Origin of the sequence: Salipaludibacillus aurantiacus, assembly GCF_900111295.1 — a bacterium.
Classification (GTDB): domain Bacteria; phylum Bacillota; class Bacilli; order Bacillales; family Salisediminibacteriaceae; genus Salipaludibacillus; species Salipaludibacillus aurantiacus.
Genome location: NZ_FOGT01000019.1, coordinates 36,317 through 59,188, shown reverse-complemented (window position 1 = coordinate 59,188; position 22,872 = coordinate 36,317). Strand labels below are relative to the sequence as shown.

The window sequence follows — 22,872 nt, the reverse complement described above, 5'->3', positions numbered from 1 at the left end:
GCGGAATGAAAATTATTAAAGCCGAAAATTATAACGATATGAGTGAAAAGGCGGCCCAGTTCATTTTTGAAAGGCTTATAAGAGGGGATGTGAAAGTGCTTGGTTTAGCTACCGGAGGCACTCCTGTCGGTTTATACAAACGTTTAATCAAACATATCAACGATAAGAACCTCTCTCTTTCTGCCCTTCATACGGTAAATCTTGATGAATATGTGGGTCTTTCAGATGAAGACCCTAACAGCTATCATCAGTATATGGAAGACGAGTTGTTCAGACCCATTAATATACCCCGGGACCAGACACACTTGCCTCATGGTGATACAGGAGACAGTGAAGCAGAGTGCAAAAGGTATGAAAGACTGATACAAGACTTGGGCGGGATTGATTTGCAGCTGCTCGGAATCGGTCAGAACGGCCACATCGGTTTTAATGAACCCGGGAGCTCATTTTCAGGAAGAACAGCAGTAGTCGATTTGGCACCTTCCACGATTGAAGCGAATGCAAGGTATTTTACAGACAAAAATAAAGTTCCGCGTAAAGCCATTACCATGGGGATTGGAACGATTATGGAAAGCAGAAGTATTCTGCTGCTTGCCTCTGGTAAAGATAAAGCGGAAGCTGTGAAAAAAATGATTGAAGGCGAAATAACCGAACAGACGCCTGCAACAGTCTTGCAAAACCATTCAGATCTGACTGTCATAGCTGATAAAGAAGCGTTATCGCAATTAACAAGAGATATATAAACGTTCTGTACCTTGCAGGACGTTTTTCATATTTAAAGCCCAAATATTATAATTTTTATAGTAAAATAGGGGAGAGTTTCCAATTTATTTTTCTAGTAGGTGTTTTAAATGAAACTGATTGCTTTGTTTTTAATGAGTTTGACAGCTATTACTTTTCAATCCTGCAGTGATGCCCCGTCACATGAAGATGTCGAGTTAACGCTTGATCCTGTGTATGCAGGCGGCAAGCTGACAGCAACCCCTTTGCTGGTGTATGAAGGTGAAGACGACATTACCTTTAATTACGGCAGCAGCCTTGCGTGGATTGAAAGGATAGAACATGGCGATGAGGTCCTCTATGAATACGAAGAAACAGAGGCAGACCTTACTCAGCAGACGACTTTGGAAAATGGAGGCGAAAGAGAAGGTGAGCCGGTAGAAATTCAGGTTGAACCCGGGACCTATGACATCCATTTATCAGCCCTTTTTTATTTACAGGGGGAGGAATCAGCTGATAATACAGGTTTAGAAGAGTACCGGCACAATAAAATCCAGAAGGTGGAGTTGCGGCCCGATCCTTAATATGGAAAGGTTTTGGAATAAATATTTTGCTGAACCTTGCTTTCAAGAGTATTATGTGATATGGTTTAACAGTAACTGATTTGAATTTCGAAAAACAATTTTCGGCCTCGAAAAAGTAATTTTGCAAGGCATGAAAGGTTTTTACGGTATTCAAAGATTTAATTTAAGGAGGCCGTTAATATGACAGGCAAAGTAAAATGGTTTAATTCAGAAAAAGGTTTTGGTTTCATCGAGCGTGAAGATGGCGACGATGTATTCGTACACTTCTCTGCTATCCAAGCTGAAGGTTTCAAAACTCTAGAAGAAGGTCAAGAGGTTGAATTCGAAATCGTTGAAGGTAACCGTGGACCACAAGCTTCTAACGTAGTTAAACTATAATTTAGTTTTATAAAACTAACACTCATATAACCTGCTCCCCAGAGGAGCAGGTTTTTATAATTCCGTGGACATTCCATACGAGTGCATGAGAAATAAAACTTTTCATTTTAATTTTCTTCAACTCGGAAGAGGCCGTCCAGTTTAGTAAACTCAAAGATCTCTTTTACCGGTCCTTGAGGATTCGATATTTTAACTTGTCCGTTATGCTCGGCTGCCCGTTTATAAATAGCTGTCAAAACTCCCAGTCCGCTGCTGTCCAGTGAAGTAACGTTTGAAAAATCGAAATCAAAATAAACACAGCCCGATTCTGCATACTTAATCAGTTGCTCTCTAATAATGGAAGCCTCTTCAAAATAGATATCACCTTCTAATTGTACTTTTACCCAGCCATCCTGCTCCTGAATTGTTTTTATCATCCAATCGCTCCTTCCTCGTGCTGAATCCCTCCTGTAAAAATTTCCCTTGTCTCATATTATCTTTTCCCGGGTATGTTGTTAACACCACGTCTCTTTTAAAATAATTATACCACTTTAAAAACAGGTATTGCTTGCAGCTCCTTTCCCTGACTAATTAATGACGAAACTAAAAGCAGGCCTGGTTATGGTCTGATAATAGAAATCTTTTGGCTACCTGTTATATTATATTAGTAACTGAGTAAGTAAATTTCCCCCTTTTTAAGAAAAAAGCCACTTATGCCCCTTTGAAAAGCAGGACATTAAAACTATTGAAAAAAATGGATTAATTACCCATAGTAGTAGTGATATGTAAATGAGAGGTGAGTCATATTGGTAACGATAAATGATATAGCTAAATTATCAGGGGTCTCCCGCACGACCGTGTCACGGGTGCTTAATAATTCCGGTTATGTCAGTGAAAAAGCTAAAAAGAGAGTACTGGAAGTTATAAAGGAGACAGGCTACGTTCCGAGTGAACAGGCAAAGTCCCTCAGAACAAAAAAGTCAAAAGTAATCGGTGTTATTCTTCCGAAAATCAGCACTGAAACTTCAAGCCGGGTAGTGGACGGGATCGACAGGGAGTTAAGCAATCACGGGTACCATATTCTACTTGCAAATGCGAATTTAGACACAGACAAAGAAATTGAGCACTTTAAGCTTCTTCAAAGCAGACGGGTAGACGGAATTATTCTCGTAGCCACAAATATTGAGGACAGATTGATTCAAACCATTAAGGATGTTAATGTTCCGGTTGTGGCACTAGGGCAGGATGTGCCAGGAGTGTCCTCTGTTTTATATGATGATTACCACGCAGCATTTGATGTGACCTCGCTGTTTATTAAACGCGGCCATAAACGTATTGGTTTTATCGGTGTGGATGAAACTGACAGAGCGGTAGGCTACGAAAGGAAAAAAGCCTATTTTGATGCAATGGAAAAAGCGCGGTTAAATGTCGACCCGGCGTGGGTTCAAAAAGGGGTATTTGATATTGAATCGGGAGAAAAAGCGATGTTAACTATGCTGGCTGATTCCAAAGAAGCACCTACTGCTATTTTTGCCGTAACTGACAGGCTGGCAATTGGAGCGATGCAAGCTTTAAAGAAAAAAGGTATAAAGATTCCGGAAGAAATGTCGGTAATGGGTATAGGTGCATCGGACTTGTCGAAATATGTCACTCCTTCTTTGTCAACAGTGGATTATTATAATGAAAAAGCGGGAACAGAAACAGCAAAGTTAATGATTGAGCACATTAAAAATATCACAGAAATGACAAGAAAATTGTCGATGAGCTATGGACTTATAATAAGGGATAGTTTATTATAGGTGGTGGAATCGATTACATAACGATTTTCTTATTTTTTACACGTTATGGAATCGATTACACATTATTTGAACTCATTGTATGGCTCTTATCAGTCAGGGCATAATGTAAAAGAATGAAAGGAGAGTTTTATGATGGCAGATGAAAATCGGAAAATAGCAGAAGAACTCATTGAAGCTGTTGGCGGATTAGAGAACATTGACTCTGTTGCTCATTGTGCTACAAGATTGCGTATCATGGTTAGAGACAAAGAAAAAATTGACCAGAACAAAGTAGAAGACCTGGATAAAGTGAAAGGCGCGTTTTATACCGCTGGTCAATTCCAGGTGATTTTTGGAACGGGCACAGTAAACCGGATTCATGAACAGGTAATTGCTCTCGGTGCGCCGGAGTCTACTAAATCAGAACAAAAGCAGGAAACGAAAAAGCAGGGTAACAAGTTCCAAAGACTTCTGCGTACGTTTGGTGACATCTTTGTTCCAATTATTCCTGTTTTAGTTGCGACGGGTTTGTTTATGGGACTTCGCGGTCTTGTGACCCAGGAAGATATTCTCGCTTTATTCGGTACGACTCCTGAAGCGATCCCGGAGAATTTTATTCTCTATACTCAAGTATTAACTGATACAGCCTTTGCTTTTTTACCGGCATTAATTGCCTGGTCGGCGTTCAGGGTGTTTGGAGGAAGTCCAGTTATTGGTATTGTCCTCGGTTTAATGCTTGTTAACCCGGTGCTTCCTAACGCTTATGCAGTAGGTGCGGGGGATGCAGATCCGCTTTATTTCTTAGGATTTATACCGGTTATTGGCTATCAGGGTTCCGTATTACCAGCATTTATTGCAGGTTTCCTTGGAGCTAAACTGGAAAAATGGCTAAGACAGCGTGTACCGGAATCACTGGATTTAATTCTTACACCATTTTTAACGTTACTTATCATGATTACAGGTGCGTTATTCTTAATCGGTCCTATTTTCTCCATTGTCGAAAATGTCATTATGGCAGGAACGTCTGTCGCTCTAGAATTACCGTTAGGATTAAGCGGCCTGATTGTCGGTGGTCTTCACCAGCTGATCGTAATTACAGGTGTCCACCATATTTTCCACCTGTTTGAGATCCAGCTTCTTGCTGAAGACGGATTAAACCCGTTTAACGCACTTATTACCGCGGGTATTGCAGCTCAGGGTGGTGCAGCGCTTGCTGTTGGTTTAAAAACAGCTTCAGGTAAGCTAAAGGCCTTGGCAATTCCTTCTTCTATCTCTGCGTTTTTAGGGATTACAGAGCCTGCGATCTTTGGTGTTAACTTACGTTATATCAAACCATTTGTTATGGGTCTCATCGGAGGGGCAGCCGGCGGTTTCTTTGCGGCACTCTTCAACCTTCAAGGTTCAGGGATGGCAATTACCGTTATACCGGGAACGCTTCTTTATATTTATGAAATCCCAAGCCTGATTTTATACCTGATTACAAATGTTATTGCTATTGGAGTGGCTTTCACACTTACATGGTTATTCGGTTACTCAGATAAAATGAAAGAAGAAATGGACGGTTAATAGTTTGTATGAAATATGGGGTTGTTCCGAAATCCGGACTTTTGGGACAACCCCTTTTTTAGTGTTTACGCGGAAACGAACCACTCAGTCAGAGCCGAATCTGCTAATTTTATAATAAACAGAAAATTAAACCCTCTCAGAAGGCATACAGCAAATGAGTGCCTAAACAGGCATTATAACCAAAAGGGGATACAGCTCGAAAATAGTGATGAACCTCACTAGTCAGTCTCTCGGGGCTTTAAGGAAGCTTTTTAAATACATGAAGTGCCTCCCGATTTAGATCGTCTCCTCATACAAATTCTGATAAAATAGAAAGTCAGCAGAGCAGCCTTGCTGTGCTTATTTTATAAATAGATCAAGCTGTGTGAAAGTTATACATAAATTTTTTATAATAAGGTGATACAGATGAAGAGTAAGCTTCTCGTAATAGCAGCTGTTTTTGCCGGGGGGGCGGCAGGTACCTTATTGAGGTATGTGATTAACTTACAAACAATAACCCTCCTTTTTCCTTTAGGCACCATAATAGAAAATCTCGCCGGGAGTTTGTTGCTCGGCTTTCTTACAGGCTGGGTGCTCGTGAAAATGGTCCCCTCTTTTGTAAAAGAGGGACTTGGTGTGGGGTTCTGCGGAGGTTTCACGACAATGTCCACGCTTGCCGCGGATACTGTTTTTCTTACAGAAGGAGGTTCTTTATATATGGCAGGCCTGTACCTTATTATTTCTTTGACAGGCGGGGTTACGCTCGCTATAGCCGGCATGGCTTTAGGCCAGCATGCCGCACATAAGAAAAGGGAAGCAGGTGAGGGGGCTTGAATGTTTTTCTGGTCGCTCTTGGCGGAGGAGCCGGAGCAGTGGGGAGATACTTGCTCGGTCTGTGGATTAAAGATAGAATGCCGCAAAAAAAGATCCCAACTGCCATGCTCTTCGTTAATTTAACAGGCTCTTTAGGTCTGGGGCTGTTTTTTGGGTTTATTTACAATGAAGTGCCTATACTCGCTTATAATGATCCGCTTTTCCTGCTAGTTGGTATCGGATTTTTCGGTGCATTTACGACATTTTCCACTTTCAGTATTGAAACTTCTGCTCTGCTTCAGAAAAAGAAGTGGCCTGAGGCCGCTCTCTACACTGCATTGACCATAGGAGGGAGCATAGCAGTTTTTTTAACAGGTATGACACTTATGACACTATTTTAAAAAAAACCGCCCTTTTAAAGGACGGGTTAATAACTCTTATTTCTTTCTCCACTTTCTCTTTCGTTTCGGCTCATTGTTTTCTTTGGCTTCTAAGTCCCCTTTCAGCTGGTCACCGATGTCATCACGTAAATCTTCGTAAATTTTTTGTTTAAATTCTTCATACACTTCTTCCTTAATATCATCATAAACTTCGTCTTTAACTTGTTCATATACTTCATCTTTTATATCTTTGTATGCTTCTTCTTTGAAGTCTTCGTAAACTTCATCTTTTACCTGTTCGTAAACTTCGTCTTTAATTTCATCGTAAGCTTCTTCTTTAAAATCATCATAAACATCATCTTTTACTTGCTCGTAGACTTTGCCTTTGATGGTGTCTTGGGCGTTGTCTTTAAAGTCATCATAGACTTCGCCCTTCATTTGTTTATAAACTTCATCCTTCATTTCATCGTAAGCTTCTTCTTTAAAATCCTCATAAATGTTTTCTTTCATGCCGCCGTATACTTCTTCTTTAACTTTCTTCCGTTCCCGTTTAGTTGAACGTAATTTTTCTGCATGCAAATCTTTTCCCATCATAATAAGCAGGGAAAAAAGCATGACAACCATTATGATGGCAAACGGAAGAGCAGCGACAATGGAAGCAGTCTGCAGTCCCTCCAGACCACCACTGATTAACAGCACACTGGCTGTACCTGCAATCAGGAATCCCCAAATGACTTTAATGCTTAGTTTAGGGCTCAGACTTCCTGCACTTGTCATGGCCCCTAAAACATAAGAGGCGGAGTCGGCAGACGTAATGAAGAAAATGATAATAAGTATGACTGCAAGGACACTCATTATTAGACTAAACGGTAAATTCCCTAAAGTAGCAAACAGGGCAACTTCCACGTCTTCCATTACAAGGTTTCCGATCTGTTCATTCCCTCCAAGAATCATATCCAGGGCAGTTCCGCCAAATGCGGTAAACCAAAGGGCGGCTAACACAGACGGTACGATAAGTACACCCGCTACAAACTCCCTGATTGTCCGGCCCCTGGAAATACGGGCAATAAATATGCCCATGAAAGGCGCCCAGGAAATATGCCACGCCCAAAAGAAAATAGTGTTGTTACCTAGCCATTCTCCGTCTCCGAAGGGATTTAAATCAAAACTCATCTGAACAACATTCGTCATATAATCGCCTATTGTGGTTACAAAGTTCTGAGCGATTAACAATGTTGGCCCAGCTATAATAACAAAAAGCAGTAAAACAGTTCCTATAGAAAGGTTAATCGTACTTAAGATCTTAATTCCTTTATTAACGCCTGAGGCTGCGGAGAAAATAAATAAAACAGTAATAATAGAAATAATAGTCAGCTGTGTTCCCCAGTTATTCGGAACGCCGTCAATTAAGTAAGAAAAGCCGCCGGAGATTTGCAAGGCACTAAGACCAAATGTCGTAGCAACCCCTGTGGATGTCGCAAGGACGGCTAAAGTGTCGATCCCTTTTCCGAACGGCCCGTATGCTTTATCACCCAAAATCGGCTGAAAAGCTGAACTGATTAAGGCTGGCTGGTCTTTTCGAAACTGGACATATGCTAATGTAAGAGCGACTAATGAGAAAATTGCCCAAGGGTGCATTGCCCAATGGAAAACGCCGTAACGAAGCCCTGCAGCAGCTCTTACGCCATCAGGGGCACCCACATAATCCGGATGGGGATCAAAGAAATACAGGACAGGTTCCGCGACTCCCCAAAAGATAAAACCTACACCAATTCCTGCGGAAAAAAGCATTCCGAGCCATGTGTAGAACTTATATTCAGGTTTTTCGTGTGGCTTGCCAAGTTTTAGTTTTCCGAAAGGGCTGACAGCTAAAAAGAGTACAAATGCAATAAAAAAGGCAGTAGAAAGCATGTAAAACCAGCCGAAGTTGTCTAAAGTAAAAGCTAAAGCCCTTTCTGAGACTGCAGCTAAAGATGCTGGTCCTACCGCGCCCCACAGTACAAACAGGGCAACTAATGGAGCTGAAATATAAAATACGATATTAGGTTTTTTCGTTTCATATTCGTAGTTTTTCATAGTGATGGCATCCGAAGCGGATGGCCCTCCTCCCGTATTGTTAATTACTGGCTATAAAAAGAATACCACTTGTCATGATAAATATATTTACCCCGTTTGTCTATAGCATGAAACAATTCGTGGAATAACCATCAATAATTAAGATATTGGTTATAAACAGGGCGCTAAAGAAAGACTGATATATGAAACCATATAAACAAATCTAAAGGAAATAGAGCGTCTTAAAAGAAATAATTAAAGAGCGGGCACTGGAAGAAATATAGTTAATGAGAGCCGTGCCCGTAACATGCAGCCAAGATAAAGTTTGCTCTATTTTTTAGCTGGTAGACCATAGGGTAAAAGCCTATCGGCGGGGAGAATTAATTATTAATATCATGGAGGAGGTGCTTGTTGAAGTGCTTCTTTAAACGTGAAAGGTTGGCCGGAGAATAAGGTAGTAAAAAAATTAAATGAGGTGACGTCATGGCGACAATTGATGATTTTCAAAAAATTGATATGAGAATTGGCACAGTTGTAGAAGCTGAGCCTTTTCCGGAAGCAAGAATCCCTGCTATTAAATTAAAAGTAGACTTCGGAGAAGAGATTGGAATAAAACAGTCTAGCGCTCAAATAACAAAACGTTACGAGCCAAAAGACCTGATGGGGCGTCAGGTCATGGCCGTGGTTAATTTTCCCCCAATGAAAATAGCCGGGTACTCTTCGGAAGTACTGGTCATGGGCGGAGTGCCCGAAAAAGGTGATGTTGTGCTGTTAAATGTGGATGAAGAAGTACCCAACGGAACAAAAGTCAGTTAATAAAATGAATCAAGTAGTAGGAGGTTTTTAGCCATTTAGATTTGTCAGCCTAAGAGCATATGGGCCGGGCCCGAAGATGCCCGAGCGGTGTGCAGGACAGATGAAAAGGCAAAAAGACCATCATTCCAAATAAGCATCCATGCTTTCATGTGCCGCTGCCAAATACTTAACCCGTATTTACTGGGGAGGAGTAATTGTAAACTCCTCCTCAGCTTCCAGGCTGCCGTCTATATGGATTTCAAGGCGGTACTTTCCTGTTTTGGCAGCAGGATCTTCAGCATCAATCAAATCGAGGGAGACACGGTCAGAAGTGAAAAAGGTATACGTCCGTTCCCGCTCCAATGTCCAGCTGTTATCCTCCTCTTCTTTATAAAAAAGCAGCACATCGAAACGGCGGTTATCTACAGGTTCGTCCCCGTAATACAGGAAATTAATTCTGGCAGAGTATTTTTCAAATGACGGAGTTCTTTTAACATCCAAAACACCTTGGGGGGAAGGTTTGTCGTCTGAATAGACGTAAACCCCATATTCCAAAGGCGGGTTGTAAACCCAGGAATCTACTGTCTGATACGGCACAAACAGGAGAAGCCATACGATTGCCGGGGTAACAAAAGCGCTCAGCCAGGAGCCTCCCGTTTTAGTAAACAAAGGTGCCATAGGTTTATCAATCTTTCCTTCTTTCCATTGCACAAGTTTTGCTGTACGTTTTCCGTATAAAGCATTTCCTTTTAAACCGAAAAACACATTGATCAGTACAGGATAGACCATTTGCCACACAGGCAGAACATACTCAGGAATTCCCCCGTAATAAATCATGGCAGGCAAGAATGCGATCACGGCTATACCTGATAAATAGAGCAGGAAAAAAACCATGACCCAGACATACATATGACGATAGGCAAGCCAGAACGGAGTAAAGAAAAAAGCGGGCCAGTTCCAGCCGCTGTATACACCGGGATTTTTATACTTTTGCCATTTCCCGGTATAATAACTGGTGTTTTTTTCGATAATGCTCTGGACCACAGGGTTTTTATTAGTAAGAAGCACATTATTTATATAGGGGCCCGGTCTGTTCATACTCATTAGCTCCTTCAACATTTAAATCTGAGTCTATTTTACCTTAAAACCCGCGGCCTGAAAAACATTTGGAAAAAAGACTGCAGAGCCCCTGCTTTCCCGAACATTCAAATATATATTTGAATATATTCCCCTGATAAAGTATACTATATTCAAACTACCGTTTGAATATAAACTATACCCGCAGAGGAGGCGGTAAGATGGCTAAAGATACTTGTGATGTCTATTGTTATGATCCTGAGAAAGTCTCACGTTTAAAAAAACATATGGATAAAGACATGCTTCGCGGGACGAGTCTGATTTTTAAAGTTCTGGGGGATGAGACAAGGCTGAAGGCGGCTTATGCGCTGTCGAAAGAGGAGGAGCTTTGCGTGTGCGATGTTGCCAATATACTTGGCAGCTCCGTAGCAACAGCTTCCCATCATTTGCGTATACTAAAGAAACATGGATTGGTTAAATACAGAAAAGAGGGAAAGCTTGCTTTTTACAGGCTTGATGACCACCATGTCCGGGAGCTTATTGAAGTGGCGTCAGAGCATATGAAAGAAGGCAAAATAAATGAGTAAAAAACACATTTACAAAATTTCAGGATTTACATGAGCAAGCTGTGCTGCTCGGTTCGAGCAGAATGTGGAGGCCCTCCCTGGTGTTCAGGAGGCTAAAGTAAATTTTGCTGCCGAAAAACTGACTGTTGAAGGGACAGTTACAGTTTCAGAAATTGAAAAAGCAGGGGCGTTTGAAAACTTGAAAGTCCTTCAGGGCAATGAACGATCAGATGACCTGCCTGTCTGGCGAAGAACAAAGTGGCTTAGGGTAGGGGCAGCCGCTTTACTCGTCACAGCCGGCTGGATCAGTCACTTATTATACGGTGAATCGCACGGGTTAACGGTCTTATTATTTTTATCAAGTATGGTTATCGGCGGTTACGCTATGTTTTGGCAGGGTTTTAAAAATCTAACCCGGTTAATTTTTGATATGAAAACCTTAATGACAATCGCTATTATTGGGGCTGCAATTATTGGCGAGTGGGGAGAGGGAGCACTTGTAGTCGTCCTCTTCGCAATCAGTGAAGCCCTCGAAAGTTATTCAATGGACAGAGCGAGACGATCGATCCGCTCTCTCATTCATAAGAGCCCTAAAGAAGCTATAGTTATCCGTCATGGGAGCGAAGTATCTGTGCCTGTGGAGGATGTCGGCGTAGGGGAAAGAATCATCATTCGTCCGGGAGAAAAAATACCGTTGGACGGAGTAGTTACTGATGGTTATTCTACAGTTAATGAAGCTGCTATTACAGGTGAAAGCATCCCCGCAGGCAAAGAGCAAGGTGACAGTTTATTTGCCGGGACGTTAAATAAAGAAGGGGTGCTGACGGCTGAAGTAACTAAACTGGTGAAAGATACCACCCTTGCTAAAATCATTCATCTGGTAGAAGAAGCGCAAGGGGAGAAAGCTCCGGCACAGCAGTTTATAGACCGGTTTGCGGCTTATTACACCCCGGTCATTATGCTCCTTGCTTTTATGGTAATGACCGGGCCTCCTCTTCTGGCAGGTGCTCCATGGGAGCAGTGGATATATTTAGGGCTGGCTACTCTTGTGGTTGGCTGCCCGTGTGCGCTGGTTATTTCGACCCCTGTGGCGATCGTAACGGCGATTGGGAATAGTGCCAGACAAGGCGTCCTTATTAAAGGCGGAGTGTATTTAGAAGAGGCGGGACGAATAAACAGCCTCGCATTTGATAAGACAGGGACACTGACAAAAGGATTTCCTGAAGTTACTGATGTGATCCCTTTTAATCCCGTCTCCCGTTCTGATTTGCTGAATTATATTTACAGCCTTGAAAAACACTCGACACACCCTTTGGCTAAAACCCTTGCAGCGTATGCGGCGTCGTCAGGCTGTGAAGGAATTGGCTGTGAGGTCAGCGAAGCGGAAGCCATCGCTGGGAGAGGCGTATCAGCTAAAGTTAACGGAGAGTTTATTTATCTTAGTAACCCTTCATATGTTGATAAGTATTACCAGGACATTTTTTCACCCGCTGTGAAAAACCAGGTGGAAGATCTGGAAAAACAGGGGAAGACGGTCATCCTGGCAGGAAAGCCGGGCCGGTTACTCGGTCTGGTAGCATTACGGGATGATGTCCGGAAAGAAGCCGGAGATTCCTTAAAAAAATTAAAGCAGCTTGGCATAAAGCAGATCATAATGCTTACAGGAGACCAGCCGTTCACTGCAGAAGCAGTTGGAAAAAAAGCGGGAGTTACAAAAGTGGAGGCAGGGCTTTTACCTGAAGAGAAATTAAACAAAATTAAGGAATTGAAAGAAGAGGGAAAAATAGTAGCCATGGTAGGGGACGGCATAAATGACGCGCCGGCAATGGCTCAGGCCGATCTCGGCATAGCTATGGGGGGCGGCGGGACTGATACCGCCCTGGAAACAGCAGATATTGCACTTATGGGAGATGAACTTCATAAACTGCCTTATTTAGTATATTTAAGCAGGAAGACACTTAAAATTATTAAACAGAATATTGCTTTTTCGATTGGTTTAAAAGTGATGGCCCTATTACTTGTCCCATTTGGGCTGCTTACCTTATGGATTGCGATTCTTGCAGACATGGGAGCCACGCTTCTTGTAACGTTTAACAGCTTACGTCTTATAAAAAATAAAAGAAATCTGTTGTGACCATAAGCACAACAGATTTTTTTATAATTTATTTATCCAAATGGATCTCTTTCATAGTCGTTGCTTTGTCGGCAATTAAGTATTTGGACTGGCCCAGGAACAAAGGGAGCTGTAGTTTGCTAAAGTCAGGCAAGCCATTCTCCTCAAACCTTTCTTTGTCCTGATGAAACAATGTGATCTTTCCAACTATCCAGTCGTGATCTCCGTAAGTATTTATATCCATTACTTCACACTCATAGGCTACATAGGCGTTTTCCAGAATTGGCGCCCCGGTAGCTTCGCCTTTTTTCCACTTTGCCATCAGCTTAGTAAATTTATCTCCGTCAGAACCGGACTTTTTACCTGATGCTTCAATAAAATGAGCGTATTCCGCAGGGACAAAGTTAATGGCAAAGTTGCCGCTTTCTTTAATGAGATGATGTGTAAAACGCTCTTTTGCAACAGCTACCCCATAAATAGGCGGGTCATACGATATGTATGAGTGCCAGCCTGCAGCCATAATATTTTGTGTTTCATCATTTTTAGCTGTGACGAGGGCAATTAATCCAGGATAACAGTGCATCACAGTTCGCGGGGTGCTTTCTAACATTGAACATTCCTCCCAGTGTTTTAAATGCACCTTAATTATAATCGACAGACGCTTGAGTTGCACTTTTTTTATTATTTGAAAAAATAGGAAATCCAGCCAATTAAGAAGAGGCTGGGACAAAACTAAATTAAATCCAGGATAACCGAAGAATGAATTCACAATAGACCATAACATGAGATGAAGGTTCATAAATGCACTCGCTTGCCGCAGGCATCTCTTCAGCTCCTCGGCAAAGATCGCATGCGGGATCTTCAGAAGATGCTTTTCCTGCAGGCGTCTCGTGATTTTTGAACCTCATCATTTTTTAGTTTTTTTTGATTGAAGGACAGAAGGCGGCGACGCCACAGGGATGAAGTGCAGTCTGAAGATCCAATTCAACGAAGCTACCGGCTGAGTTGAATTTAGCTGAAGACAAGCCCCTGGGCAAGCGTCCGCCTGGCGGACTGATATCACTGCCATTACTATTTATCATATTAAGTACAAAAGCGAAAAGCCGAACAAAAATCATAAGATTAGTTCGCCTTTCTTTATTATTACTATTCTTTTGTCCCGGCCTCTTCTTATATTATTCAATCCACTCGAAGTCTTCAGGGTTTCCTGCTGAGACAGGTTCGGTGAGGTCGGCATGACCAAGAAAGTCGTCTACTTCTTCTCCTGAAATAAGGATTTTAGTCTGATCATAACCAAATTGCTCCATCATCATAGCAATTTGTTCAATAAGCATTAATTCACCGCTTGAACCGAGGTTTGCTTCTGTAATCTCTTCAGAAAAAGAAATATGGGCTGTATCACCCTGAAAATTAATATGTTCAACGGCAGTGCCCTCAGGTAATAAAGTATACAAGTCGTCATGTGACGGACCTGCTGTCCATAAGTCCATGGCTTCCATAGCTCCATGCTCATCCGCGCTGACTGAAAGATCAGTTTTTTCCCGGTAAGTATTTAACAGCTGGTCGTCGGAAAAGTAAAGTGTCACCGGATCCACGACTCCGTCTTCGTCTTCAGCTGCTCCTTCTTCATTGGCTTCTTCGTTAATATCCTCGTTCATATTGCCTGCATTACCTGCTCCTTCCTCAGCAGTTTCTTCATTAGCTTCGTTTGAAGTGATGTTATTTTCATTGTCGTTATCAGCATTATCATTATTATTATTACCGGCAAGGTTATTTTCATTTTCTTCATTATTTGTTTCTGCAGCGTCATTTTCATCGGTCTCTTCTACTTCTGTTTCGTTTGATTCCAGTCCTGAATTCTCTGTGTCATTACCATTTTCTTCTTCAACTACGTTCTCATTTTGTCCGCAGGCTGCTAAAACCAGCAATAAGGACAAACTTAATACAATCATTTTTAAATGTTTCATCATCCAGTCCCCTTCTTTTTGTATGTATAATTCAACTGATTAGTCGTTATAAGTAAACAGATGTTACAACTTTTCGAAGAAATATTGTCATTTATGAGAAAAGAACAGCTGCAAGGACGATTCTGGGACTATTAATTTTTATAATTGTACGCCTTAAGACGTACGAAATATATTTCCCAGGACCATACTTTCAAACCGTAAAATCGTATAAAATAGAATTAAAGAACAATATACGAGGAGGGCTAATTATGAAAAAGCTTGGCCGCAGGACATTAGGTCTTTTGTTTATACTGACTGGAGGTATATTTCTGGCTCAGCAGCTGACTGGTATTTCCTTAATGGAAGCTTTTGGTTATGTGTGGCCGATTATTTTAGTCGCCCTCCTTATCGAAGTCATATTTTTTTATCGCAACAGGGAGGATGGAGAGACCATTTCCTTTGATAAAGGAGCTCTCGTCATTATCATTATGGCGATGGTTGTTAGTGGAAGTATCCAGAACACCCAATGGTCAGGATCTGGTTTAGCACAGGGTATTCCGTTTTTCCAATGGACAGTTAACGGGGCGGAAGCAGAAGTGGAAGAAGCATACGACATACCTGCTGATATAAACGAAATCATTCTTGAAATCCCAAACGCGAAACTGCGTATAGAGGGAACGTCGGAAAATGTTATGACACTGGAAGGTATTGTCCGGGGTAATGGAAATGAGGCAGAAGTGATAAAAACTTTTGAGGAAGTAAGAAACGCTGAAATGAAAGGCGGCAGTTTCAATTATACTGTTGAAAAGCCCGGCTCATTCTGGTTTTTCCAGACGGATCAGATAATTGCAGATTTTATAGTTTACGTGCCGGAAGACAGAAAGCTGGAGGTGGCTGTCACCAATGGCTCAGTTGATGCCGGCCATCTGTTAGATGATCTGGCAGTCCGGACAACCAATGGCAGGGTGCAGGCCGAAGAGATAAAAGGAAATGTTGAAGTCGTAAATACTAACGGTCTCGTTTCTCTGAGAAATATTTCAGGGGACGCAGATGCTGCAACAACTAACGGGCGGATGTCCGCTACAAATGTGATGAAAAGCGTTAAATTAAAAACAACAAACGGCACGGTAGATGCGGAAAGCGAAAAAATTGGTGGAAACTGGGACATCAAAACTACTAATGGAAATATTACGGTTCTTATTCCAAGAGACAGCGATTTATCAATTGACGCCAAAACGACAAACGGTAACGTAGGCGGAGATGTAGAATGGACGGATAAAACAGAACGGAAAGAAGGGTCAGCTGCTATAGGCGCCGCGACCTATCATCTACAGGCGAAAGGAACAAACGGTTCTATCCAGGTGTCGTTTCTGGATTAACTTTTTTAGGTAATCGTTCTGATTAAAGGCTTCCACGCTTTCGGAAGGAAGACCTTATTCGGGAAAAGAATATGCAGTTGAGCAAGTGATATCGAAATTAAGGCCCGCTCGGATGGCATCAAAGCATCCGAGTGGGCCGAAAAATAATGCTTGTCCTTTTTATAGAACCTTGATCACGTAAACCTTTCCGGTTGAAAGGCCGTTCGGTAATGGTCATCTATCTGCTTTCCGGAGATATAGTCAGCTACTGTTTCTCCAGTGACAGGACTTAATAAAATTCCGTTTCTGTAATGGCCGGCAGCAAAAATGATATGCGGATGATCTTTAAGAGGGCCTATTAAAGGAAAGCCGTCCTGGGTAGCTGGACGGAGGCCAGCCCAGGTATGAAAAGGGCTTTTTTCTTTTAAAAAAGGCAGGATACGGCTGTTCCAGTTAACCAGCCGCGAAATCCCTTTGTCAGTCACTTCTGTATTAAACCCGGCTATATCTTCTGAAGCTCCGTTAATAAGTGTGCCATTCGACTTTGGAACAAGATAGCCCTGGCTGGTGGTTATAATATGATTAACTGTTTCATCCCCTTTATCATAAGCACAAATTTGCCCGCGTATCGGATAAACCGGTATACGGATATTAAAAACTGTTTCCAATTCCCCGCTCCAGGCACCTGAGCAGACAACGAGGGTATCCCCTGTAAAAGTCCGGCCAGACTCGGCCTCCAGCACCGGCGCTGATTCCCACTTTTTTATACGCACCTTTTTCAGGTTATCAACAATACTTACGCCATTTTTTTCGCAGGCTGTCTTTAAAGCTTTTACATAGTCCGGGGCGAATACGTGACTTTCTTCATCTGAATATATCCCGGCAATGACCTCGTCTGACAGGTTTGGCTCAAGGGATGTTAGTTGTGTTCCTTCAATAATTTCAGCCTGAGAACCGAATTTTTTCTGCCAGGCAATCCTTGATTCCAACGGAAGGGTGTCTGATTCATGATAAACAGCATGTATACTTCCGCTTTCTGTATACTCAAAATCCATGCCTGACGTCTCTTTTACATCCTGCTGCCATTTTTTAAACATACGCAGGCTATCGAGGCAAAATAAGAAAAAAGGGTCTGGATCTTCACTAATTTCAGAAAACGGAGCAAGCATTCCTGCAGCAGCCCCGGACGCCTGTCCTCCGCATTGGTTTTTCTCGAGAACTGTGACGTCGTAATCCCGCCGGCTTAATGAAAAGGCTGTAGCCAGGCCGATGACGCCCCCGCCCAAAATCAAAATTTTCTCTTTCAAAACCGGTCACCACCTGTCTGCTTAATAAGAAATAAAAGAAGGAAGACCGCTTGAAGCAGTGGCGTATCTTTTCTTTGGTATTCTTCCTGCTTCATATGACAGTCTGCCTGCGTTGATCGCATGTTTCATGGCCAAAGCCATCTTCACTGGATCTTTCGCTTTAGCTACCGGTGTATTCATTAACACACCGTCTACCCCTAATTCCATGGCTTGTATAACATCCATAGCAGAACCGAGACCGGCATCCACGATTACAGGGACAGCAGCCTGTTCGGTAATTAAGGACAAATTATACGGATTTAATATTCCAAGTCCTGTGCCTATAGGCGAGCCTCCAGGCATAACAGCAGCTGCCCCTGCTTCTTCAAGTCTTTTACACAATACAGGGTCATCAGAAGTATAAGGGAGAACAGTAAAACCTTCCGAAGCAAGGATTTCGGTAGCTTTCAGCGTTTCTACCGGATCAGGGAGCAGCGTTTTTTCATCAGCGCTGATTTCAACTTTAATCCAGTCGCTGAGACCTGACGCTTTGGCAAGCCTTGCTATTCTTACAGCTTCTTCAGCTGTTTTAGCACCAGATGTGTTTGGAAGATAGGTGAATGAATGATTATCGTCCAGATGCTGTAAAATCGCGTCTTCCCCTGGTGTTTCCAAGTTAACTCTTCGGATGGCAAAGGTAAGCACTTCTGCTTCCGAAGCCCGAATGGCTTCATTTTGTACATATGGATTAGGATAGCGTCCGGTCCCGAGAAAAAAACGGGAAGAGAGCTGTTTTCCTGCAATTGTTAATTGTTGTGCCATCTGTTATCCTCCTCCAATAAATTCAACGATTTCAATCCTGGAACCATCCTGCAAAGCAGTGCGGTTCCATGCTTCCTGATCGACAATTTCACCATCTACTTCGGTAATAATAAGGTTTGGTTTCAATTTAAAGTGGGAGACGACATCTTTAACTGTCTGAACATTAATTTCATGCTGTTCTCCATTAATCGTTAAGTTCATTAGTTACCTCCTTCAAGTTTGGCGCGAAGCTCCATGCAGACACTGCGAACGTCCTTAGCTCCTGATATTTCGCTGATCATGCAAATGCGTTCTGCTCCGGCCTCAAGCACCTCATTGACGTTATGACGTTTTATTCCGCCTATCGCTACAAAGGGGATAGAAATTTCTGCTTTTACCTGCTTAATATAATCGGTAGTCACAGGAGAGGTCACGTCTGCCTTGCTATTAGTGGCGAAAACAGGTCCTGCTCCTATATAATCAGCCCCTTCTTTTTCGGCGGCTTTTGCTTCATCGATGTGATGAGTGGAGATGCCGATGATCATGTCCTTACCTGTGATTTTCCGCGCTTCAGTTAAAGGGAGATCATCCTGGCCCAGATGGATACCGTCTGCATGAACTGCCATAGCCACGTCAATATGATCATTTACAATAAATATCACGTTGTGCTTGAGGGTAAGTTCCCTTAAAGCTTGTGCTTTCTCCAGCACTTCACGTTTACTGCCCGTTTTATCCCTGAGCTGAATAATGTCAGCGCCTCCGATAATTGCTTCTTCCATAACATCCACCACATTTTTACCCGGATGGAATTCTTCACCGGTAATGGCGTATAAACTGAATTCTTTCAAAACTTTCCCACCTTCCTGTAATAGCTTGAATTAAGAAAACCTGGGGGAATAAAAGTTGTATATAAGCTGCGAAAAATAAAAAAGCCGCATTCCGGAGCATATGGAATACGGCTGCAATCAATTTGTTTATTCGTTGCATCGACTTCCCTACGCTGGTATAAGCCAGATCAGGTTCGAGGGTAAAAGGAGTCTACCTTTTTCTCAGTTTATTTCAATAAACACCCCTAGTCTTAAAAGCTATTAAATTTTGACTCAGTTATATTGTAAACGATTTACAAAGATGGGAAAAGGGAGATGCTTAAATAAATAAACCAGCTGTACGCGGAAGGCTGCCAGGTGTCCGAAGGCGTAATAAAAAAATGTCCCCTGAGTGCATTGTCAGTACTCAGGGGACATCTTAAAAGATAATATTATTGGAGATCTTCAATAGAATCGATATCCATATATTCAGGTACTACAAGCCCTACTCTGGCTCCTTCAAGGTTAACTCCAAGATCCACCATTGTATCACCGTATTGTTCAAGAAGGTGGTCATGAGTATGAGGCAGCCATGCTGCTACCATGGCATCTGCCTCCCCTTCTGCCACTGCCTGGAACATATAAGTCGCTTCAAGAGGAGTGAGAGAGACATCATACCCGATGTCTTCAAGTACGAGACCGATCATATTGGTAGACGCGATTTCAGAATCCCAAGCGACAAATACGAGTTCGATGGCTTCACCATCTACTGAATCTACTCCATCAGTCCATTCACTGACAAGATCTTCATTATTGTCAATCCATTCACGGGCAGCTTCTCTTTCATCTGCACCTTCGTTGACGTCCATCATAATTTCTCCCATGTCTTCTTCAGACCATTGGAAGTTTTCAAGCACAGTGTAAGCTTCAGGCATGTCGTCTTCCAGACCTTCACGCACAAAAGTTTTAATATCTTCGGCATCACCGAATACACCCTCAGGATCTTCGAGATATTTCAGGTCATAAGCAGCGAACTTCCAGTGAGGAGTCCAGCCTGTGACAACAATCGGTTCCTCATTTTCGTAAGCGTCACCGAGTGCCTGAGTCATAGCCGCGTCTGAACTTGCTTGTACAGTCCAGTCTTCCAGATCGTAAACTTCTAAAGCTTCTTCAGCGGCAGACATAATTCCAGCCCCTGCATCAATACCTGTAATGGTGTAATCCAGTTCTTCACCAGCATTTGCACCTGCATTGTCTTCTGTTTCATTGTTGTTACCTGCATTGTTATTCACATCGTTGTTATCATTTGCAGGTGCGTTATTTTCTTCATTGTCTGTTCCGCATCCTGCCGCAACAAGTGCCATTGACATACCTGCTGCGATACCTAATTGACGTAGTTTCAATTTGACCCTCTCCTTTTCTTTTTTCCAGGCTCTGTTAAATTTTGCTGATTTTAAAATAAATATTCATCTTTAGCAGAGCCTTTTTAAAATTTGATAAACCTTTTTTATATACCAGGCAATGTTGAAGAGCATTGCAGCTTTATCACCGAGGTGAGGCATACACCTCACCTCTACTATTCAACAGCGCCTAATAAAACCAGTTAAATTATTTCTTAGCAGGATTCAGCGCTTGAGTAAGCCTGTCTAAAATAATAGCCAGAATAACAAGACAAATACCTGCTTCAAATCCCATAGCTATATCGTTTCGGCCAACTGCATAGTAAACCTGGCGTCCGATACCGTCTGTACCGATCATAGCGGCGATAACAACCATTGATAAAGCAAGCATAATTGTCTGGTTGATCCCGGCCATAATGGTGACTTTCGCCATCGGCAGCTGGACTTTATAGAGTTTCTGCTTCGGTGTAGAACCGAAAGCATCAGATGCTTCAATCATTTCAGTCGGCACCTGGCGTATTCCCAGGTTAGTTAAACGCACAGTCGGAGGCATAGCGAAAATAACGGATGCTACCACCCCTGGCACAATACCGATACTGAAGAAAGCTACCGCCGGAATTAGATAAACAAAGGCCGGCATGGTCTGCATGAAGTCCAATATCGGAGTGACTATTTTCTGAACTAAATTGTTTCTAGCCATCCAGATTCCAATAGGAACACCTAATAAAACAGATATAAGAGTAGCGGTTAAAACAAGTGATAAAGTTAACAAAAGGTCGTCCCAATAATCCACACTTTCGATTAACAAAAGTCCGAAAAATACTAAAGCGGGCAGGCCGTAAGACTTCTGCTTTCTAACAAGTAAATAAGAAAGCCCTGTTAATACTAAAATAAATATTATCGGCGGGATGAGCTGGAAAAAATTCAAAAACACATCTGAAGCAATAAATGCAATGAGACCTCTTACACCGTCGAAAAGAAACTGGGCATTCTTCAGCCAATCTACAAAACTTTCAACCCAGGACCCTAATGGAATTCTAGGTACAAAATTTAACAAACTTTCAAACCACGCATAAATTGATTCATACCATTCAGGCATTCCCATTCACCTCGTTTCCGCTTAATGCAGACAGTACTGCACTTCGGATAATAATACCTTTAAGACGGTTGTCGTCGTCTAATACGGCTATCGGAACAGGGGAATTGGAAACAGTATCAAACAAATCATGCATTGGTGTATCTGTATGAACTGTCGGCACATCTTTTTGCACAAGCGGCTTAAGGTCAGCAGCATTTTCTTTTACGGCTTTTGAGACCTCATTAGCGTGCACAATTCCCACCAGTTCTTTATTTCGTTTAACAACATAAACACTGGAAATCCCTGCATCTTTCATTCTTTGTAAAGCCACACGCGGACCGTCTTTCTCAATAGTTATCATTTCCGGGCGAACCATAATGTTTCCGGCTGTGAACACTTTCGAGCGGTCAACGTCTTCAACAAACCGTTCAACGTATTCGTTTGCCGGATTTGTAAGAATTTCTTCAGGCGTCCCGACCTGAACGACTGCACCGTCTTTCATAATGGTTATCCGGTCGCCTATACGTAAAGCTTCATCCAGATCGTGCGTGATAAAGATAATCGTTTTCTGCATTTTTTCCTGCAGTTCAAGAAGTTCATCCTGCATATCTTTTCTGATTAACGGGTCTAAAGCTGAAAAAGCTTCATCCATTAAAAGAACACTTGGGTCATTGGCAAGTGCTCTTGCTAACCCGACACGCTGCTGCATTCCTCCGGATAACTGATCCGGATATTGGTTTTCATAGCCTTTCAGACCTACCAACTCTAATGATTGAATAGCTTTTTCGCGGCGTGTTTTTTCATCTACACCCTGCACTTCCAGCCCATATTCAACATTGGAGAGAATGGTACGGAAAGGGAATAAACCGAATTTCTGGAAAACCATACTCATTTTTTCCCTGCGTACTTTCCTTAATTCTTTTTCATTCATTTGGGCGAGATCTTCGTTGTCAATCCAGACTTTTCCGTCGGTAGGGTCAATGAGTCTGTTCAGTAAACGGACAAGTGTGGACTTCCCGCTTCCGGAGAGACCCATAATTACAAAAACCTCGGCATCCTTAACTTCAAAGGATGCCTGGTTTACCCCAACTGTTAAACCTGTTTCCTTCAGAATCTCGTCCTTGGTTTTTCCTTCCTTTAAGAGCTTGAGACCTTGTTTCGGTTTTTTGCCGAATATCTTGGTTAAACCCTCAACTTTAATTTTAGCCACGGTTATACACCTCTGCTTTTATAATTGTTAAAATGTGGGACTTTGTTTCAAAATGTGAATGATTATGGGATTTGTCGACCTTTATTACTATAACCGTTCGCCCAAGTAAGAGCAAACGGCGTATATGTCGAATTTTGTAGTAAAAGTTCGTACAGAAAAAACTGTACAGAGTTTACTGAAGTACATCTGCTAAATACTCTGTTT

23 protein-coding genes and 1 riboswitch are annotated in these 22,872 nt (G+C 42.2%); of the genes, 11 read left to right on the top strand and 12 right to left on the bottom strand.

Translation table 11 applies throughout. From position 1 onward, the window contains the following. Positions 1-5: 5 nt before the first annotated feature. The 3 genes from nagB to cspD all read left to right on the top strand — a co-directional run bounded on the left by nagB (position 6) and on the right by cspD (position 1,682). Positions 6-743 (top strand): glucosamine-6-phosphate deaminase, encoded by a 738-nt coding sequence (nagB, locus tag BMW59_RS18190; protein WP_093055159.1) that lies wholly within the window; start codon positions 6-8, stop codon positions 741-743. Between the two features lie 108 nt (positions 744-851). Beyond that, a complete protein-coding gene (locus BMW59_RS18185) occupies positions 852-1,304 on the top strand; it encodes a hypothetical protein (RefSeq protein ID WP_093055157.1) in 453 nt (150 codons plus the stop codon). 180 nt (positions 1,305-1,484) lie between these two features. Beyond that, positions 1,485-1,682, top strand: coding sequence for a cold-shock protein CspD (gene cspD / locus BMW59_RS18180; RefSeq protein WP_093055155.1), 198 nt, complete (start codon positions 1,485-1,487; stop codon positions 1,680-1,682). A gap of 107 nt (positions 1,683-1,789) precedes the next feature. On the opposite strand, the gene BMW59_RS18175 is transcribed toward cspD, so the two are convergent. Next, the gene (locus BMW59_RS18175; RefSeq protein WP_093055153.1) at positions 1,790-2,098 is read right to left on the bottom strand and encodes an STAS domain-containing protein; all 309 of its coding nucleotides are present in this window, start codon (positions 2,096-2,098) and stop codon (positions 1,790-1,792) included. Positions 2,099-2,467: 369 nt separating this feature from the next. Here BMW59_RS18175 and BMW59_RS18170 point away from each other — a divergent pair, with 369 nt between their 5' ends. The 4 genes from BMW59_RS18170 (at position 2,468) to crcB (ending at position 6,198) form a co-directional block, all read left to right on the top strand. Then, positions 2,468-3,460 carry a LacI family DNA-binding transcriptional regulator gene (locus BMW59_RS18170; protein ID WP_093055151.1) on the top strand — a complete coding sequence of 331 codons (993 nt, stop codon included), beginning with the start codon at positions 2,468-2,470 and terminating at the stop codon, positions 3,458-3,460. Positions 3,461-3,592: 132 nt separating this feature from the next. Next, the gene (locus tag BMW59_RS18165; protein WP_093055149.1) at positions 3,593-5,005 is read left to right on the top strand and encodes a sucrose-specific PTS transporter subunit IIBC; all 1,413 of its coding nucleotides are present in this window, start codon (positions 3,593-3,595) and stop codon (positions 5,003-5,005) included. A 405-nt stretch (positions 5,006-5,410) separates the two neighbouring features. Then, complete coding sequence (locus BMW59_RS18160) at positions 5,411-5,818, top strand: fluoride efflux transporter FluC (RefSeq protein ID WP_093055147.1); 408 nt, start codon at positions 5,411-5,413, stop codon at positions 5,816-5,818. Then, positions 5,815-6,198, top strand: a complete 384-nt coding sequence (gene crcB / locus BMW59_RS18155) for a fluoride efflux transporter CrcB (protein ID WP_093055145.1) — start codon at positions 5,815-5,817, stop codon at positions 6,196-6,198. The genes BMW59_RS18160 and crcB overlap by 4 nt, the downstream gene beginning before the upstream one ends. Before the next feature lie 36 nt (positions 6,199-6,234). Here the strand turns inward: crcB and BMW59_RS18150 are convergent, their stop codons facing one another. After that, positions 6,235-8,253 (bottom strand): BCCT family transporter, encoded by a 2,019-nt coding sequence (locus BMW59_RS18150; RefSeq protein ID WP_093055143.1) that lies wholly within the window; start codon positions 8,251-8,253, stop codon positions 6,235-6,237. Positions 8,254-8,715: 462 nt separating this feature from the next. Here BMW59_RS18150 and csaA point away from each other — a divergent pair, with 462 nt between their 5' ends. Then, a complete protein-coding gene (csaA, locus tag BMW59_RS18145) occupies positions 8,716-9,048 on the top strand; it encodes a chaperone CsaA (protein ID WP_093055141.1) in 333 nt (110 codons plus the stop codon). 177 nt (positions 9,049-9,225) lie between these two features. Here csaA and BMW59_RS18140 read toward each other — a convergent pair whose 3' ends face one another. Next, positions 9,226-10,125 carry a DUF2628 domain-containing protein gene (locus BMW59_RS18140; protein ID WP_177174423.1) on the bottom strand — a complete coding sequence of 300 codons (900 nt, stop codon included), beginning with the start codon at positions 10,123-10,125 and terminating at the stop codon, positions 9,226-9,228. Between the two features lie 200 nt (positions 10,126-10,325). Between BMW59_RS18140 and BMW59_RS18135 the strand changes: the two genes are divergently transcribed. Together BMW59_RS18135 and BMW59_RS18130 are read left to right on the top strand one after the other, a co-directional pair. Further along, positions 10,326-10,691: an ArsR/SmtB family transcription factor gene (locus BMW59_RS18135; RefSeq protein WP_093055137.1), complete on the top strand. Its 366-nt coding sequence runs from the start codon at positions 10,326-10,328 to the stop codon at positions 10,689-10,691. Beyond that, positions 10,684-12,804, top strand: a complete 2,121-nt coding sequence (locus BMW59_RS18130; RefSeq protein WP_093055135.1) for a heavy metal translocating P-type ATPase — start codon at positions 10,684-10,686, stop codon at positions 12,802-12,804. Before BMW59_RS18135 ends, BMW59_RS18130 begins: the two co-directional genes overlap by 8 nt. Positions 12,805-12,832: 28 nt before the next feature. On the opposite strand, the gene BMW59_RS18125 is transcribed toward BMW59_RS18130, so the two are convergent. Next, complete coding sequence (locus BMW59_RS18125; RefSeq protein WP_093055133.1) at positions 12,833-13,393, bottom strand: flavin reductase family protein; 561 nt, start codon at positions 13,391-13,393, stop codon at positions 12,833-12,835. Positions 13,394-13,958: 565 nt separating this feature from the next. After that, positions 13,959-14,750 (bottom strand): GerMN domain-containing protein, encoded by a 792-nt coding sequence (locus tag BMW59_RS18120; protein ID WP_177174422.1) that lies wholly within the window; start codon positions 14,748-14,750, stop codon positions 13,959-13,961. Between the two features lie 248 nt (positions 14,751-14,998). On the opposite strand from BMW59_RS18120, the gene BMW59_RS18115 reads away from it, so the two are divergent. Further along, on the top strand, positions 14,999-16,108 hold the full coding sequence (locus tag BMW59_RS18115; protein ID WP_093055129.1) for a DUF4097 family beta strand repeat-containing protein: 1,110 nt from the start codon (positions 14,999-15,001) through the stop codon (positions 16,106-16,108). A 173-nt stretch (positions 16,109-16,281) separates the two neighbouring features. Here BMW59_RS18115 and thiO read toward each other — a convergent pair whose 3' ends face one another. The 7 genes from thiO to BMW59_RS18080 form a co-directional block, all read right to left on the bottom strand. Next, positions 16,282-17,394, bottom strand: a complete 1,113-nt coding sequence (thiO, locus tag BMW59_RS18110) for a glycine oxidase ThiO (RefSeq protein WP_093055127.1) — start codon at positions 17,392-17,394, stop codon at positions 16,282-16,284. Positions 17,395-17,415: 21 nt separating this feature from the next. Continuing rightward, complete coding sequence (locus BMW59_RS18105) at positions 17,416-18,195, bottom strand: thiazole synthase (protein WP_093055125.1); 780 nt, start codon at positions 18,193-18,195, stop codon at positions 17,416-17,418. 3 nt (positions 18,196-18,198) lie between these two features. Beyond that, positions 18,199-18,396: a sulfur carrier protein ThiS gene (gene thiS, locus BMW59_RS18100; protein WP_093055123.1), complete on the bottom strand. Its 198-nt coding sequence runs from the start codon at positions 18,394-18,396 to the stop codon at positions 18,199-18,201. Then, the gene (gene thiE, locus BMW59_RS18095) at positions 18,396-19,022 is read right to left on the bottom strand and encodes a thiamine phosphate synthase (protein ID WP_093055121.1); all 627 of its coding nucleotides are present in this window, start codon (positions 19,020-19,022) and stop codon (positions 18,396-18,398) included. The genes thiS and thiE overlap by 1 nt, the downstream gene beginning before the upstream one ends. A gap of 127 nt (positions 19,023-19,149) precedes the next feature. After that, a riboswitch (TPP riboswitch) is annotated at positions 19,150-19,258 on the bottom strand. Positions 19,259-19,432: 174 nt separating this feature from the next. Next, positions 19,433-20,383: a glycine betaine ABC transporter substrate-binding protein gene (locus BMW59_RS18090; protein ID WP_245733219.1), complete on the bottom strand. Its 951-nt coding sequence runs from the start codon at positions 20,381-20,383 to the stop codon at positions 19,433-19,435. Between the two features lie 205 nt (positions 20,384-20,588). Beyond that, positions 20,589-21,479, bottom strand: a complete 891-nt coding sequence (locus BMW59_RS18085) for an ABC transporter permease (RefSeq protein WP_093055119.1) — start codon at positions 21,477-21,479, stop codon at positions 20,589-20,591. Beyond that, positions 21,472-22,668 (bottom strand): quaternary amine ABC transporter ATP-binding protein, encoded by a 1,197-nt coding sequence (locus BMW59_RS18080; RefSeq protein ID WP_093055117.1) that lies wholly within the window; start codon positions 22,666-22,668, stop codon positions 21,472-21,474. Before BMW59_RS18080 ends, BMW59_RS18085 begins: the two co-directional genes overlap by 8 nt. Positions 22,669-22,872 lie beyond the last annotated feature (204 nt).